At 67.7% G+C, this 14,407-nt stretch carries 14 protein-coding genes; 5 read left to right on the top strand and 9 right to left on the bottom strand.

The features are described from left to right. Positions 1 to 11 precede the first annotated feature (11 nt). The 4 genes from H610_RS0110980 to H610_RS0110995 all read left to right on the top strand — a co-directional run bounded on the left by H610_RS0110980 (position 12) and on the right by H610_RS0110995 (position 3,378). Positions 12 to 482 carry an FxsA family protein gene (locus H610_RS0110980; protein ID WP_028239710.1) on the top strand — a complete coding sequence of 157 codons (471 nt, stop codon included), beginning with the start codon at positions 12 to 14 and terminating at the stop codon, positions 480 to 482. Between the two features lie 248 nt (positions 483 to 730). Beyond that, a complete protein-coding gene (locus H610_RS0110985) occupies positions 731 to 1,024 on the top strand; it encodes a co-chaperone GroES (protein WP_028239711.1) in 294 nt (97 codons plus the stop codon). Between the two features lie 47 nt (positions 1,025 to 1,071). Beyond that, entirely contained in the window at positions 1,072 to 2,712 is a 1,641-nt protein-coding gene (gene groL, locus H610_RS0110990; RefSeq protein ID WP_028239712.1) for a chaperonin GroEL, read from the top strand. Between the two features lie 432 nt (positions 2,713 to 3,144). After that, positions 3,145 to 3,378, top strand: a complete 234-nt coding sequence (locus H610_RS0110995) for a hypothetical protein (RefSeq protein ID WP_028239713.1) — start codon at positions 3,145 to 3,147, stop codon at positions 3,376 to 3,378. A 43-nt stretch (positions 3,379 to 3,421) separates the two neighbouring features. Here H610_RS0110995 and H610_RS0111000 read toward each other — a convergent pair whose 3' ends face one another. The 8 genes from H610_RS0111000 to H610_RS0111035 all read right to left on the bottom strand — a co-directional run bounded on the left by H610_RS0111000 (position 3,422) and on the right by H610_RS0111035 (position 13,019). After that, positions 3,422 to 4,516 (bottom strand): DUF1513 domain-containing protein, encoded by a 1,095-nt coding sequence (locus H610_RS0111000; protein ID WP_028239714.1) that lies wholly within the window; start codon positions 4,514 to 4,516, stop codon positions 3,422 to 3,424. 3 nt (positions 4,517 to 4,519) lie between these two features. Then, positions 4,520 to 5,599: an imelysin family protein gene (locus tag H610_RS0111005; RefSeq protein ID WP_051231671.1), complete on the bottom strand. Its 1,080-nt coding sequence runs from the start codon at positions 5,597 to 5,599 to the stop codon at positions 4,520 to 4,522. Positions 5,600 to 5,637: 38 nt separating this feature from the next. Beyond that, positions 5,638 to 7,056 carry a di-heme oxidoreductase family protein gene (locus H610_RS0111010; RefSeq protein WP_028239716.1) on the bottom strand — a complete coding sequence of 473 codons (1,419 nt, stop codon included), beginning with the start codon at positions 7,054 to 7,056 and terminating at the stop codon, positions 5,638 to 5,640. 167 nt (positions 7,057 to 7,223) lie between these two features. After that, on the bottom strand, positions 7,224 to 8,570 hold the full coding sequence (locus tag H610_RS0111015; RefSeq protein ID WP_028239717.1) for an imelysin family protein: 1,347 nt from the start codon (positions 8,568 to 8,570) through the stop codon (positions 7,224 to 7,226). A 212-nt stretch (positions 8,571 to 8,782) separates the two neighbouring features. Then, positions 8,783 to 10,834, bottom strand: coding sequence for a putative bifunctional diguanylate cyclase/phosphodiesterase (locus H610_RS0111020; protein WP_028239718.1), 2,052 nt, complete (start codon positions 10,832 to 10,834; stop codon positions 8,783 to 8,785). A gap of 263 nt (positions 10,835 to 11,097) precedes the next feature. Beyond that, positions 11,098 to 11,679 carry a superoxide dismutase [Fe] gene (sodB, locus tag H610_RS0111025; protein ID WP_028239719.1) on the bottom strand — a complete coding sequence of 194 codons (582 nt, stop codon included), beginning with the start codon at positions 11,677 to 11,679 and terminating at the stop codon, positions 11,098 to 11,100. Between the two features lie 333 nt (positions 11,680 to 12,012). Beyond that, the gene (locus H610_RS0111030) at positions 12,013 to 12,624 is read right to left on the bottom strand and encodes a LysE/ArgO family amino acid transporter (RefSeq protein ID WP_028239720.1); all 612 of its coding nucleotides are present in this window, start codon (positions 12,622 to 12,624) and stop codon (positions 12,013 to 12,015) included. Next, positions 12,621 to 13,019, bottom strand: coding sequence for an ACT domain-containing protein (locus tag H610_RS0111035; RefSeq protein WP_028239721.1), 399 nt, complete (start codon positions 13,017 to 13,019; stop codon positions 12,621 to 12,623). Before H610_RS0111035 ends, H610_RS0111030 begins: the two co-directional genes overlap by 4 nt. Before the next feature lie 91 nt (positions 13,020 to 13,110). Between H610_RS0111035 and H610_RS0111040 the strand changes: the two genes are divergently transcribed. Further along, positions 13,111 to 14,004, top strand: coding sequence for a LysR family transcriptional regulator ArgP (locus tag H610_RS0111040; protein WP_028239722.1), 894 nt, complete (start codon positions 13,111 to 13,113; stop codon positions 14,002 to 14,004). Positions 14,005 to 14,006: 2 nt separating this feature from the next. On the opposite strand, the gene H610_RS0111045 is transcribed toward H610_RS0111040, so the two are convergent. Further along, entirely contained in the window at positions 14,007 to 14,288 is a 282-nt protein-coding gene (locus H610_RS0111045) for a hypothetical protein (protein ID WP_028239723.1), read from the bottom strand. Between the last annotated feature and the right edge of the window lie 119 nt (positions 14,289 to 14,407).

Genomic DNA, 14,407 nt, shown 5'->3' on the forward strand with positions numbered 1-14,407 from the left:
AAAGGTCCCGAATGCGAATTTTCCTCTTCCTGTTTTTGCTTTTTCCGGTCCTCGAGCTGGTGGTGCTGATCAAGGTCGGCAGTGCCATCGGGGTCCTGGCGACGCTGTTCCTGCTCGTGCTGGGCGGGCTGGGCGGCGTGCTGCTGATGCGCCTGGCGGGCTTCGCCACCGCCTGGCGCGCCCGCGAGCGCCTGGCCCGCGGCGAGCTTCCCGAGCGCGAGATGCTCCAGGGCCTGCTGCTGGCGGTCGCCGGCGGCCTGCTGATCCTGCCCGGGTTCATCAGCGACGTGCTGGCGCTGGTGCTGCTGTTCCCGCCGAGCCGCAAGCTGCTGCTGGGGCAGCTGCAGCGGCGCATCGAGCTGCACATGACCCGTACGGGGCCGTTCGGCCCCGGTCCTGGTGTCGGTCCGGCCCCAGGGCGGTCACCGGACGGCCAGCGGCCGAACGTCATAGAGGGCGAGTGGGAGCGTCGCGATCGTTGAGCGGCGCTTCGAGCGAAACGGCAGGCTTAGGGCCTGCCGTTTTCGTTTTTCGGCAAAATTTTTTTGCCCGGCCCCTTGAAATGGCTCTGGCAGCCCGCATGTAGCGGACACCGAAAGGTCGCTGCCTCCGGGCAGTCCGTCATTTCTGCGGTTCGCTCGTGCGGGCCGCACCCGGCACCCGCCGGCTTTGCCAACCTGCCGATGCACGATGCATCGGACTGGAACCACTCAATTGGGAGAGATCGACAATGAAGCTTCGTCCTCTGCATGACCGCGTCGTCATCCGTCGCAGCGAAGAAGAAACCAAGACCGCTGGCGGCATCGTGCTGCCGGGCTCCGCTGCCGAAAAGCCGAATCGCGGTGAAATCGTTGCCGTCGGCACCGGTCGTGTGCTCGACAACGGCGAAGTGCGTCCGCTGGCCGTCAAGGTCGGTGACCAGGTGGTGTTCGGGCCCTACTCGGGCAGCAACACCGTGAAGGTCGACGGCGAAGAACTGCTGGTGATGGGCGAGAACGAGATTCTGGCGGTCGTCGAGGCCTGAGCCCGACGCATCTGCATTCAATAATTCACGATTGAGGAACGATCGAAATGGCTGCTAAAGAAGTCAAGTTTGGCGACTCCGCTCGCAAGAAGATGCTGGTTGGTGTGAACGTGCTGGCCGACGCGGTGAAGGCCACCCTCGGCCCGAAAGGCCGCAACGTGGTGCTGGAAAAGAGCTTCGGCGCGCCGACCATCACCAAGGACGGCGTTTCCGTCGCCAAGGAAATCGAGCTGAAGGACCGCTTCGAGAACATGGGCGCGCAGCTGGTCAAGGACGTCGCGTCCAAGGCCAACGACGCCGCCGGTGACGGCACCACCACCGCCACCGTGCTGGCCCAGGCGATCGTCAACGAAGGCCTGAAAGCCGTCGCCGCGGGCATGAACCCGATGGACCTCAAGCGCGGCATCGACAAGGCCACCACCGCCATCGTCGCCGAGCTGAAGAGCCTGTCCAAGCCCTGCGCTGACTACAAGGCGATCGCCCAGGTCGGCACCATCTCGGCCAACGCCGACGATTCCATCGGCCAGATCATCGCCGAGGCGATGGAGAAGGTCGGCAAGGAAGGCGTGATCACCGTCGAGGAAGGCTCGGGCCTGGAGAACGAACTGTCGGTCGTCGAAGGCATGCAGTTCGACCGCGGCTACCTGTCGCCCTACTTCATCAACAAGCCGGACACCATGGCGGCCGAGCTGGACAACCCGCTGCTGCTGCTGGTCGACAAGAAGATTTCCAACATCCGTGAAATGCTGCCGGTGCTGGAGTCCGTCGCCAAGGCCGGCCGTCCGCTGCTGATCGTGGCCGAGGACGTCGAAGGCGAAGCGCTGGCCACCCTGGTGGTCAACAACATGCGCGGCATCGTCAAGGTCGCCGCCGTGAAGGCGCCGGGCTTCGGCGACCGTCGCAAGGCCATGCTGCAGGACATCGCCATCCTCACCGGCGGTACCGTGATTTCCGAGGAAGTCGGCCTGAGCCTGGAAACCACCACCCTGGAGCACCTGGGCAACGCCAAGCGCGTGGTGCTGAACAAGGAAAACACCACCATCATCGACGGTGCCGGCCAGCAGGGTGACATCGAGGCTCGCGTGGCGCAGATCCGCAAGCAGATCGAGGAAACCACCTCGGACTACGACAAGGAGAAGCTGCAGGAGCGCCTGGCCAAGCTGGCTGGAGGTGTTGCGGTGATCAAGGTCGGTGCCGGCACCGAAGTCGAGATGAAAGAGAAGAAGGCCCGCGTCGAAGACGCCCTGCACGCCACCCGTGCAGCCGTCGAAGAAGGCGTGGTGCCCGGCGGCGGTGTGGCCCTGGTGCGTGCGCTGCAGGCCATCGCCGACCTCAAGGGCGCCAACGAAGACCAGGACGTCGGCATCGCGCTGCTGCGTCGTGCGGTCGAGTCCCCGCTGCGCCAGATCGTCGCCAACGCCGGCGGCGAGCCGAGCGTGGTGGTCGACAAGGTCAAGCAGGGTTCGGGCAACTTCGGCTTCAACGCGGCGACCGACGAGTACGGCGACATGATCGAGATGGGTATCCTCGATCCGGCCAAGGTGACCCGTTCCGCTCTGCAGGCCGCGGCCTCGATCGGCGGTCTGATGATCACCACCGAAGCCATGGTCGCCGAGATCGTGGAAGACAAGCCGGCCCCGGCCATGCCGGACATGGGCGGCATGGGTGGCATGGGTGGCATGATGTAAGCCGACCGGCTCCCCGCGTCAGTAAAGGACCCCGCCAATCGGCGGGGTCTTTTTTTGCGTAGAAATTGGTGAAGACTCTGATGCCGCGTCCGTCAGCGCTGCGCACGGCGCACCCACGGGCGCTGGCGAGGGAGCCCATGCCGCTTTCTTGGCCAGGCTACAGGCTTCGCGCCTTGTAGGGGCTCACTTCCCCTGTTGATGGATCACCCGTAAGAGGGTGCCATGCGCACCTGAAAGCCTGGGGAACGAGCTCGTTACAAGTCTGCTTCAGCGCGGTGAAGGCCATTTGCGTGACCAAGGTCGTGCCCTTTTCGCGACGATCGGCGCAGCCAGGACCGAAAAGTTCACGTACCGTTCATCAGCTGTCGACGCAAAGTCCATCAAGCTGCTCTAGGGTTAGCTGACCGCCCCGCCAAATCAAAGGGTTGCGCCATGAAGCTCGACATTGCCAGAGGTTTGTTTTTCATCGCCCTGCTCGGTGTCGCATCGCTGTGCGCGGCCGCCTGGCACCAGCCGGACGCCGGCATCGTCAGGAGCGCCAACGGGCTCGGCTACTGCCCGCTGCCGCCGAAGGCGCGCCTGCAGCAGCAGGCGCAGGTACGGCCCGACGAGGATCTCCTGCTGTTCATGTACAGCCTGTCCCAAGGGATGGGGCGGGAGCGCTGAGCGGCCGGTGTCCGGCCGCCGAGGTGGATAACGGCGGGCCGGATCAGGCCAGGCGCAGGTGGTTGTCCCACAGGCCGGCCGGCAACGTCAGCGGCTGCATGGCGATCTCGCTGCGGCGGCAGTCGTAGAGGCGGCAGCGGCTCTGCCCGGAACTGACCAGGAAACCCTCCTTCACGGCGCCGACCCCGGCGCAGTCCGGCAGGTGGGCATCCAGGCGCAGTTCGGCGCTGTCCAGGTCCCAGATGAACACGCGGTTGCCGCGCGGTGCGGTAACGGCCAGCAGGCGCAGGTCGTCGTGGATCGCCACGCTGGCGGTGTACTGGTTCATCACCTGGCGCTGGGCCTCGCCGAGCGGGAAGGGCTGGAAGGCCTCGCCCGGCCGCTTGATCGCCAGCAGCGGCACCTTTTCCAGCGGGTCGCCCTCGTACTGCTGGCCCGATACCACGGTCCCGTCGCGGGCCACGGCCAGGTGGCGGACGCTGTTCATCTGCTCGGGCAACTGCTCCTTGCTGAGCAGCCGGCCGTCGCGGTGCAGCAGCACCAGGCTCGGCTCCATGGCGTCGAGGTTCATCTTCTCGCGGCTGTCGGCCTCGGTGCGGATGCCGCCGTTGGCGATCACCAGGGTTTCGCCGTCGGGCATCCACAGCAGCTGGTGCGGGCCGATGCCGTGGGTGGAATGCTCGCCATGGCGCACCAGGCGCTCGCCTTCCAGGCGGTAGACGCCGAGCACGCCGCGGCCCGGATCGCGGGTGTCGTTCTCGGTGCTGTAGAACCATTCGCCTGCCGCGTCGAAGATGCCGTGGCCGTAGAAATGCCGGTCCGGCGGCGACGCCAGTACCTGCAGCAGGCGCCCGTCGCGCGTGTCCAGCACGTAGCTCTCGCGGCTTGGCCGGCGGCCGACGAACACCGCCAGCGGCAGGTGCGGGTGGGCATAGACGTCGTGGCAGCGCTCGCGCACCGGGGTGGCGAAGGCCTGGCTGCCGTCGAGGCGGTAACCCACGGCGTAGTGCTGGCCGTCGCCGTCGTCGCGGGCGGAGAGCAGCAGCGGTTGTGGTGCATGGTGGGTCAGGGTCCAGCCACCGACGGCGCTGGCGGCGACCAGCGCCGTTCCCAGGCCGAGGAAAGCACGGCGTTTCATCTCTCAATCTCCGTCGTGGGCGTTGAAACCGATCTGGATGCCGAGCGTCTTGGCCAGCTCGCCCTGGTGCAACCGGTGCACGTCATCCAGGCGCTGGTAGAACTCGTTCACACGGGCACGTCCCGCTTCGTCGGCAAGTAGCGTGCCGAGCGGGCTGTCGAGCGCGACCAGCGCCTCGCGTGCCCGGGCATAGGCCTCGTCGATGCGCTTGGCCAGCGCCTGCTGGTCGTCGCCGAGCAGGCTGCGCAGGCCCGGCTGGCCGCCGCCGTTCCAGAGTCGTTCGGCCCCTTCCAGCGCCGCGCCGAGCATTGCCAGCGAGGCCTCGCTGCGCCAGGCCTCGGCCTGGTAGGGCTGGGGATGACCCTTGCTCTGCCGGCCGAGCGGCGTGCCGAGCTTCTTCTTCAGGCCGTCCAGCGCCGTGACCTGCAGCCGCAGGATGTCGGCGATCGCCTCGCTGGGCTCGGCGTAGCGGTCGTTGGGAAAGTCGCGCAGCTGCGCGACCATGCCGTCCTTGGCCTGCCATTGGGCGACGATGTCGGCCGCCAGCGCCTGCTGGTGCTCGCCGATGGCGACCAGCAGAGGGCAGTAGCTGGCCTTGACCTGCGGGGCGGCGAGATCGACGGCCTCGTCGTAGAGCACGTATTCGTAGGCGGTCAGTCCCTGCACCACCACGCTGCCGTTCTCGATGTCGGCACGCGTCAGCTGCGGATGGGCCTTGAGCAGGTTGGTGACCTGGCGCCCGACCAGGTTCTTCTTGTCCGGCCAGAACTGCACCTGCCAGGCGCGATTGCCTTCGCCCATCGGGCCGACCAGCATCGGCTGCAGGGCGGCCCAGGCCGTCTGCGCGTCGAGCAGGACCTCGCGCGCCTGCTCCAGGTTCTGTTCGCCGGCGCAGTAGGCCCGCGCGCTGTCGGCCAGGCGCCGGTCGGTCTCGGCCCAGCTCTGGTAGCTCGGCAGCAGCACGTGGTCGGCCAGGGCGCTGCTGGCCTGCTGGAACGGATCGCTGTCGTCGCCACAGCCGGCCAGGGCCAGGGCGGTCAGCAGGGGGATCCAGGCGGTGTGCGCCAGACGGGAGCGGGGCATGCGTGTGACTCCTTGAGCAGGGCTGCGCGGCAGCATGGCTAGAGCGATTCCAGGAAGGCGAGCAGGGCAGCGCGCTGCTCGGCGTCGAAGCCGACGACCTGCTGGCGCGCGCGCTCGGCTTCGCCGCCATGCCAGAGGATGGCCTCGAGCAGGTTGCGGGCGCGGCCGTCATGCAGGAACTGGGTGTGGCCGCTGACGACCTGGGTCAGGCCGATGCCCCACAGCGGCGGGGTGCGCCATTCGCGGCCGCTGGCCTGGAACTCGGGTCGATTGTCGGCCAGGCCCTCGCCCATGTCGTGCAGCAGCAGGTCGCTGTAGGGGCGGATGACCTGGTTGGCCAGCTCCGGATCCACCGCATCGGCGGCGGTGGTGAAGCTCGGCGTATGGCAGCCGGCACAGCCGGCCTGGTGGAACAGCGCCTTGCCCTGCAGCACCTGCGGGTCGTCGACCTGGCGCCGGGCCGGCACGCCGAGGTGGCGGGAATAGAAGGTCACGGCGTCGAGCAGTTTGTCGCTGACCTCCGGCTCGCCGCCGTTGACCGCGGCGAGGCAGGCGGTCTGGTGTTCGGTGCAGTCGTCCCGCTCGAACAGGACATTGGTCAAACCCATGTCGATGGCGAAGGCCTGCGCGTTCTGCTGGCGCAGGCTCGGCAGGCCGGCCTTCCAGCCGAAGCGGCCGAGCACGGTCGCCTGGCGCTCGTGGTCCCAGACCAGATTGGGCCGCCCGGAAATGCCGTCGCCGTCGGCATCGTCCGGATCGGCGTTGGCGAGGATGGCCTCCTCGGGGATGGCTTCGAGCAGGCCCAGGCCGATCATCGGCGGAGCCACCCGGGCGGAGAACTGCGTGCTGTCGGCCAGCGCTCCGTAGCCGAGGCGGTCGATCTGCAGCCGCGGCGCGCGCAACTCGATCTCGGTGCCGTCGGCCAGGGTGACCAGGCGCGGACTGTAGTGCACACGAATGCGCGCTTCCGGCTGGACGCCGGGAATCGCCATGTCCTGAAGCTGCGCGCCGTACACCGGATCGGGAAGGCTGCCGAGGCGCTCGATGAGCGCGGCCTGTTGCGCGCCTGCCGGCTGCGACAGCCGTACCAGCATGGAGACGGACGAGGTCGCGTCCGGTCCCGGCGGGTGCCCGCGGCCGTCCTTTATATGGCAGTTCTGGCAGGCGTTGGTGTTCATCAGCGGCCCTAGGCCGTCGCGGGCGGTGGTGGTGGTCGGGGCGATCACCCAGGGGTTGCGGAAGAAGCTGTTGCCGACGCTGAAATCCAGCCGGCGCAGGGGGCTGAGGTTGGCCGAAGGCAGCGAAAAGGCGTTGTGGTCGCTCTGCATCACGGTGGTGCCGCCGCCGGACAGGGTCTCGCCGGGTTCGACCGCCGCCGAGGGCAACGGCGCCGGGCCGCAGGCGCTCAGGACGAGGGCCAGCAGGGCGGGGGAGAGAAGGCGGAGCGGCGGGTGCATCGGCTGACCTGAACGAGAAAGGCGTGCAGCTTAGCAGCGTTGTCGGAGCTTAATAAGAGGGATTTGCATTCGCGCATTCGGCCCGGAACGGCCTCGCTGGCGTCGGGCCCAAGCGGAACGGGGTTCTGCCCGAGCGGGCGCGGCCTGAGGCCGCACCCGCATGCCGATCAGAATTCGTGGTCGGCGGTGTCGGGGTTGAGGTTGGCGATGCCCAGGGCGGCGGCGGCCTGCTCGATCGCCGCGGTCTGTTCCACCAGCGCGCCGATGGCGGCACGGACCTTCTCCTGGCCTTCGGCATTGTCGGCGGCGATCAGTTGGTCGAACGCCTGGCCGTTGTTGGCGCTGTCGACCAGCACCTGCATGCTCGCCTCGGTGGCCTGCAGGCGCTCGCGCAGGACGGTGTCCACGTCCGGCTTCTGCTCCTGCACCAGCGAGGAAAGGCTCGGGCCGGTCAGAGTGGTGCCGTCGATGCGCTGGTACTCGCCCAGATAGACATTGCGGATGCCCTTGGCATTGTAGAAGTGCGAGTTGTGGGTGTTGTCACTGAAGCAGTCGTGCTCGTCTTCGGTGGAGTTGGCCTCCAGCGCGACCTTCATGCGCTCGCCGGCCAGTTCGCCGAGCGACAGGCTGCCCATGCCGAAGAGCATCTTGCGCAGGCCGTTCTCGGCGGATTCGGCCACCAGGCTGGCGCGGTAGTTCTCGGGCTGGTCGGGCTGCCACTGCCCGACCATTTCGTGCAGGTCGCTGACCAGCAGGTCGGTGACCGCCTTGAGGTAGGCGCGACGACGGTCGCAGTGGCCGCCGGTGCAGCCGTCGCCCTCGACGTAGTCGGTCGCCGGGCGTTCGCCGGCGCCGGGGCCGGTACCGTTCAGGTCCTGGCCCCAGAGCAGGAATTCGATGGCGTGGTAGCCGGTGGCGACGTTGGCCTCGGATCCGGCCAGTTCGTTCAGGCTGGCGAGCTTCTCGCCGGTGATCTCGGTGACGTCGATGACGTCCTCGCCGACCTGGATCTTCTCGTTGGCGATGATGTTGGCGGTCGCACCCGGGTTGCCCAGGCCGTGCTGGTAGTCCTCGGCGACGTAGTCGATCAGGCCCTCGTCCAGCGGCCAGGCGTTGAGCTGGCCTTCCCAGTCGTCGACCACCGGGTTGCCGAAACGGAACACTTCGGTCTGCATGTAAGGCACGCGGGAGGCCAGCCAGGCTTCGCGGGCGGCCACGAGGGTTTCCTCGGTCGGGTTGGCGAGCAGGGCATCGACCGCCTCCTGGAGTTTCACGCCGGCCGCGTGGGCATCGCTGAACACGGCCAGGGCCAGGTCGGCGTAGTGGTTGACCACCGCCGCGGCGGCTTCTTCGTTGATGCCGGCCGGCTGTGCGGGCGCCGACTCGGGCTGGGTCGCGGTCTGCGGTGCGGCGGCTTGCTGGGGCGCGGTCGACTCCTTGTCTTCACCGCAGCCAGCGAGGGAGATTGCAACGGCCAGCAGGCTGGCGGTGGCCCAGGAAGGGGTGCGTAGCATGACGTGTTCCTTGCGTTCGTTTGCGTGGCGCCTGGCATGCAGGTCTCGAGGAGCGGCGGCCCCGCTCCGGTGGCGGAACATAATGCGAAAGATTTTCATTTTTGCAAAGGGCCAGTTGCGGGCGCGCCCGTTTGGCCGGCGACGGGCAGGCGGAAGGTGCAGTTCGAGGCGGCGAGCGCGCCCGTGGAGAGGGGAAGGCGAGCGCCCTGCGCTCAGAGGACCATGGAGCGGGTGGTTTCCAGCAGGCCGTCGCGGCGCAGCAGGGCGATCAGCTCGCGGGCCGGCAACGGGCGGCTGTAATAGTAGCCCTGGCCCTCGTGGCAACCCTGGGCGATCAGGTAGGACTCCTGTTCGGCGGTCTCCACGCCCTCGGCGATCACCTGCATGCCGAGGCTCTTGCCCATCTGGATGATGGCGCGAACGATGGTGGCGTCGCCGTCGTCCTGGCGCACGTCCTGCACGAAGCTCTTGTCGATCTTGATCTTGTCCAGCGGCAGGCTCTTGAGGTAGCTCAGCGACGAATAGCCGGTGCCGAAGTCGTCGATCGCGATCAGCGCGCCGGAACGGCGGATGCTATGCAGGTTCTGGGTGGCCTTGGCGATGTCCTCCATCAGGCCGGTCTCGGTCACCTCCACTTCGAGGCTCTCCGGCGGCAGCCGGTAGATCTGGATCAGGTTGCTGATCACCCGCGGCAGCTCGTTGTGGTGCAGCTGCACGGTGGACAGATTGACCGCCATGCGCAGGTCGGTGAGGCCCTGGTCGTGCCATTCGCGCAGTTGCTGGCAGGCGCGCTGCAGGACCCAGTCGCCGATGCCGATGATGCTGCCGTTCTGTTCGGCCAGCGGGATGAAGCGGTCCGGGGGCACGATGCCGCGGACCGGATGGTGCCAGCGGATCAGCGCCTCGACGCCGGTGACGCGGCGCTGGTGGTAGTCGAACTGGGGCTGGTAGACCAGGTGGAACTGCTCCATCTCCAGGGCCTGGGCGAGGTCCTTCTCCAGCTCGCGTCGCTGACGCATCTCGCTGTCGATGCTGGCGACGTAGAACTGGTAGCGGCTGCGCGAGCGCGACTTGGCCAGGGTCATGGTCTGTTCGGCTTTCTGCAGCAGCTTTTCCGTGCTGTCGCCGTCTTCTGGGAACAGGGTGATGCCGATGGTGGCCTTCAGCCGGACCGGTTGCTCGTCGAGCAGGATCGGCGCTTCCAGGGCGTCGAGCACGTGCTGGGCCAGTTCGGCGGCCTCGTAGGGCTCGTCGATGTCGGGCTGGATGATGGCGAACTGGTCGCCGCCCAGCCGCGCGCGCACGCCCGGCAGGCCGCGCAGGCGCTCGGCCAGGGCGATCAGCAGGCGGTCGCCGGTCTGGTAGCTGAACTGCTCGTTGACGCTCTTGAAGTCGTCCAGGCCGAGGCACAGGACCGCCACGCGGCGCTGCTGCCGCTCGGCGTCCTCGAGGATCTGCCCGAGCTGCAGCTGCAGTTGCTGGCGGTTCGGCAGGCCGGTGAGGAAATCGTACTGGGTCATGCGCTGCAGGCTGTTCTCCGCCTCGTGGCGCAGGTGCATGTTGCGTTCGATTGAGGCGAGCAGGCCGTTGGCGGTCTCGACCCAGAGGCCGAGCTCGTTCTTTTCGTGCCCGTCGGGCATCGGCAGCTTGTGCTCGCCGGGGCGGTCGGGGTTGATCCTCACCAGGTGCTGGACGAGGTTCATCAGCGGCCGGGTCAGCAGCCACTGGTAGAGCGCGAAGAGCACGAAGCCCATCGCCAGCGCGCGCAGGATGCCGACGACGAAGATGATGATCGAGTCGACCACGAATTCCTGTCCGTACTGCCCGGTGTCCAGGGTGATGCTGAGGTCGCCGTAGTATTCGCTGTAGGGCTCGCGGCCGATGAGCGGCACGGAGAAGGTCTGCTCGGCGCCGAGGATGGGGTCGGTGATCCAGCGTGTCGGCAGGGCTATCTTCGGGCGGTTCTTGGAGGCCAGCATGCCGTCGTCCGGATGGCCGATGGAGGCGCGGCTGATCGACTCGTGCTGGAACAGGCCCTCCATCACCTGCGCGCCCATCTCGCGGTCGAGGCTGTAGATGGCCTGGGTCGAAGGGTCGCGAGCCATGCGCAGGATGCGCTGGGCATCGGACGAAATGAGCTGCTTGGTCTTGAACGCGTCATAGACGATCTGCGCGCAGCTGAGTACGAGCCCCACCGCGACTGCCGAGAGCAGTACGGCGCGCAGGAGCTTTCGCGACAGGCTGTTGCGCAGTTCAAGCTTCAAGAGGACGTCCTTCTTATTGCTCGCACCTGGACTGTGGCGCGGGTCCGCGGCCACGGGCTACGTAAGGTTAACATCAAAGCGCCATGATGCTGCCGTCAATATCATGGCGCTCGCTGCAGGCGTCGATGGGTGCTTTTCCTTTATCGACAGGACCTTGGGCTTCTTTTGATCGACCCGACGAATGACCGATAGCACAGGTCATGCCATAAAACGACAAAGCCCGGCAAGAAGCCGGGCTTTGGGGGACGCACCGATCGATAGGATCAGGCTGCGAAGTTCTTCGCCACGAAGTCCCAGTTCACGACGTTCCAGAAGGCCTCGACGAACTTCGGACGGGCATTGCGGTAGTCGATGTAGTAGGCATGTTCCCAGACGTCGCAGGTCAGCAGCGGCTTGGCGCCGTCGGTCATGGGGTTGCCGGCGTTGCCGGTGCTGACGATGCCGAGGCTGCCGTCGGACTTCTTGACCAGCCAGGCCCAGCCCGAACCGAAGGTGGTGATGGCGGTCTTGCTGAATTCTTCCTTGAACTTGTCGAAGGAGCCGAAGGCGCTGTCGATGGCCGAAGCCAGTTCACCGGTGGGCTGGCCGCCGGCGTTCGGCGCCATGCAGTTCCAGAAGAAGGTGTGGTTCCAGACCTGGGCCGCATTGTTGAAGATGCCGCCGGTGGAGGTCTTGATGATGGTTTCCAGGTCCTTGCCTTCGAACTCGGTGCCGGGAACCAAGTTGTTCAGGTTGGTGACGTAGGTCTGGTGGTGCTTGCCGTGGTGGAATTCCAGGGTCTCTGCCGAGATGTGCGGTTCCAGTGCGTTCTTTTCGTAAGGCAGCGGCGGCAATTCGAAAGCCATGGTGTATCTCCTGCTCAGGTGTCGAGGATTAGCGGCTGGCATGCCAAGGCCGGGGGACCGGACGATCGGGCGGGAGTACGTCGCTTGCGCCCGTTTCGCGTTCATCCTTAGCGTGCTACCTGCTTGCGCAGTCTTGGCCGTTCACGGTCGGCCCAACAGGCGGGCTGGGGCTCTAGGTCCCATGCTCGCGAGCTCCCGATCATAGCATCCGACCTGCGGCATTAACACGCGGCAAGCGTGTGGGAAAGACGCTGCCACGGTGTGGCCACGACTGCTCTGCGAGTCCGGGAAACCGCGTCCAGCGTGGACCGCGGTGGCCCACCGGGGTTCCCGTCAGAGCCCGCGCATCAGTTGTGCGGCGACCGCGAACATCATGGCCGCCACGCCGAGGTCGAGCAGCCGCCAGGTCAGCGGCCGCGCCAGCCAGGGGGCGAGCCAGCTGCCGCCGAGGGCCAGGATCAGGAACCAGAGCGTGGAGGCGCTGGCCGCGCCCGCCGCGTAGGCCTCGGGCGTCGGCTGCTGGGCGCCGAGCGAGCCGATCAGCAGCACGGTGTCCAGGTAGACGTGCGGATTGAGCAGGGTCACCGCCAGGGTCGCGGCGAGCACCGCCCGGCGCGGCCGCGGCCTCTCGTTGCCGGCCTGCACCAGCGCCTGCGGGCGTGCCGCCCGGCGCAGCGCCAGCACCCCGTACCAGACGAGGAAGCCGGCCCCGCCCCAGCGCGCCACCGCGAGCAATGCCGGGCTCTGGGTGAGCAGTGAGGCGAGGCCGAATACCCCGGCGCAGACCAGCAGGATGTCGCAGAGGATGCACAGCGCGGCCACCGCGAGGTGGTGTTCGCGGCGCAGGCTCTGGGCGAGGACGAAGGCGTTCTGCGCGCCGATCGCGACGATCAGCCCGCCGGTCACCACCAGGCCGTTGAGGTAGCTCTGCCAGAGGCCGTTCATGGCGTGCCCGCCAGCTGGCGCAGGACGGCGAGCGCGCGCTCGCCCTCGGCCTGCGGCACGAACAGGTGGTCGTGATGGTAGCCGGCGACCAGGTTGCAGCTGATCCCGGCCTCGGCCAGGGCGCCCGAGACCGCCGCGGTCAGCCCCACCGCGGCGAGCGAGGAGTGCACCTGCAGGGTGATCCAGCAGGCCAGGTAGTCGTAGTCCAGGCCCAGGCGATCGGCATCCGCCTGGCCGAGGACAAGGCTGAGGCCTTCCCGCTCGCGGATCGAGGCGACGATCGCGCGCGGCTCGAACGGCTGGGATTCGGGGACCGTGCAGAACACGTAGGTACCCGGCTGCAGGCAGGGCGACATCCCGGCGAGCAGGCGGTCGAGAGCGGTTTCGGCGGCCATGGGCGCATCTCCTGTGAATGATGCTGGCGAGTCTCGGGCCTGCCGGTTTATAAGAGAAACGAATATTATTCATCCCTCATTAGGAAAAGCGATGTTCGACTACAAGCTGCTGGCGGCGCTCGCCGCGGTGGTGGAGCAGGGCGGCTTCGAGCGGGCCGCGCACAGCCTGGGGTTGTCGCAATCGGCGGTGTCGCAGCGGATCAAGCTGCTCGAGGCGCGGGTCGGCCAGCCGGTGCTGCTGCGCCAGGCGCCGCCACAGCCGACCGAGCTCGGCCGGCGGCTGCTCAACCACGTGCAACAGGTGCGCCTGCTCGAGCGCGACCTGCAGCACCAGGTGCCGGAGCTGGACGACCGCCACCTGCCGGAGCGCCTGCGCATCGCGCTCAATGCCGACAGCCTGGCGACCTGGTGGGCGCGGGTGCTGGCGCCGTTCTGCGCCCGGCACGGGCTGCTGCTCGACCACGTGGTGGAGGATCAGGAGGTCGGGCTCAGGCGCATGCGCGCCGGCGAGGTGGCAGCCTGCGTCTGCGCCGCCGAGCGCCCGCTGGCCGGGGCGCGCAGCGAGTACCTGGGCAGCATGCGCTACCGGGCGCTGGCCAGCCCGGCGTTCATGGCCAGGCATTTCGCCGAGGGGCCCTCGATCGATTCGCTGGCACGGGCACCGGCGGTGGTCTACGGGCCTGACGACCAGCTGCAGCACCGCTTCATGGCGGCGGCAGGGGCCTCGGCCAGCTTCATCCACCATCTGTGCCCGTCGTCCGAGGGCTTCGTGCGGCTGCTGGCCAGCGGTCTCGGCTGGGGCATGGTGCCGGAGCTGCAGGTCAGCGGCGAGCTGGCGCGCGGCGAGCTGGTCGAGGTCCTACCCGGACGGGCGGTGGACGTGCCGCTGTACTGGCACCACTGGCGCAACGGCGGCCAGCTGCTCGGCGCCTTGACCGAGCACCTGATCCGGCAGGCACCGCAGTGGCTGGTGACGACGCCCTGAGTTCAGGCGACGACCCGGCGGCCGCGATAGATCAGCACCGGGGCGCCCGGCGGGAACTCCGGTTCGCTGGCCCGGGCCGGCTGCGCGAAATCGTTGTGGAGGTCGCTGTATCCGGCGAGTTGGCGCCCCAGGCTGCGGGTGTGCTCGTCGGAGGAGTCGAGGCAGGCGGCCAGCATGGCGCTGACCGCGTCCGGCTGGCTCAGGCGGATGTCCAGCTGCTGTTCGTCACGCAGTCTGCGACGCAATTGCTGCATGCAATCGAGAACGGCCTTGTTCAGTTCCATGTCGTGTCTCCCGAGGCGGCCATGCGGCGGTCGTTGCCGCCGCGAGGTGTCCATCCGGGGAAGTTGGCAGCAATTCGTATACCAGTTCACACTTTTCCGGCTCGCGCGGGCGGCGGCCC

The sequence above is a fragment of the Stutzerimonas azotifigens DSM 17556 genome (assembly GCF_000425625.1).
GTDB lineage: Bacteria > Pseudomonadota > Gammaproteobacteria > Pseudomonadales > Pseudomonadaceae > Stutzerimonas > Stutzerimonas azotifigens.

Bases quoted from the DNA above. Each gene is read 5' to 3' on its own strand.
- sodB (WP_028239719.1), bottom strand. From the start codon at position 11,679: ATGGCTTTCGAATTGCCGCCGCTGCCTTACGAAAAGAACGCACTGGAA.
- H610_RS0110985 (WP_028239711.1), top strand. From the start codon at position 731: ATGAAGCTTCGTCCTCTGCATGACCGCGTCGTCATCCGTCGCAGCGAA.
- H610_RS0111010 (WP_028239716.1), bottom strand. From the start codon at position 7,056: ATGCACCCGCCGCTCCGCCTTCTCTCCCCCGCCCTGCTGGCCCTCGTC.
- H610_RS0110980 (WP_028239710.1), top strand. From the start codon at position 12: ATGCGAATTTTCCTCTTCCTGTTTTTGCTTTTTCCGGTCCTCGAGCTG.
- H610_RS0111035 (WP_028239721.1), bottom strand. From the start codon at position 13,019: ATGGCCGCCGAAACCGCTCTCGACCGCCTGCTCGCCGGGATGTCGCCC.
- H610_RS0111000 (WP_028239714.1), bottom strand. From the start codon at position 4,516: ATGAAACGCCGTGCTTTCCTCGGCCTGGGAACGGCGCTGGTCGCCGCC.
- H610_RS0111040 (WP_028239722.1), top strand. From the start codon at position 13,111: ATGTTCGACTACAAGCTGCTGGCGGCGCTCGCCGCGGTGGTGGAGCAG.
- H610_RS0110995 (WP_028239713.1), top strand. From the start codon at position 3,145: ATGAAGCTCGACATTGCCAGAGGTTTGTTTTTCATCGCCCTGCTCGGT.
- H610_RS0111045 (WP_028239723.1), bottom strand. From the start codon at position 14,288: ATGGAACTGAACAAGGCCGTTCTCGATTGCATGCAGCAATTGCGTCGC.
- H610_RS0111015 (WP_028239717.1), bottom strand. From the start codon at position 8,570: ATGCTACGCACCCCTTCCTGGGCCACCGCCAGCCTGCTGGCCGTTGCA.
- H610_RS0111005 (WP_051231671.1), bottom strand. From the start codon at position 5,599: ATGCCCCGCTCCCGTCTGGCGCACACCGCCTGGATCCCCCTGCTGACC.
- H610_RS0111030 (WP_028239720.1), bottom strand. From the start codon at position 12,624: ATGAACGGCCTCTGGCAGAGCTACCTCAACGGCCTGGTGGTGACCGGC.
- groL (WP_028239712.1), top strand. From the start codon at position 1,072: ATGGCTGCTAAAGAAGTCAAGTTTGGCGACTCCGCTCGCAAGAAGATG.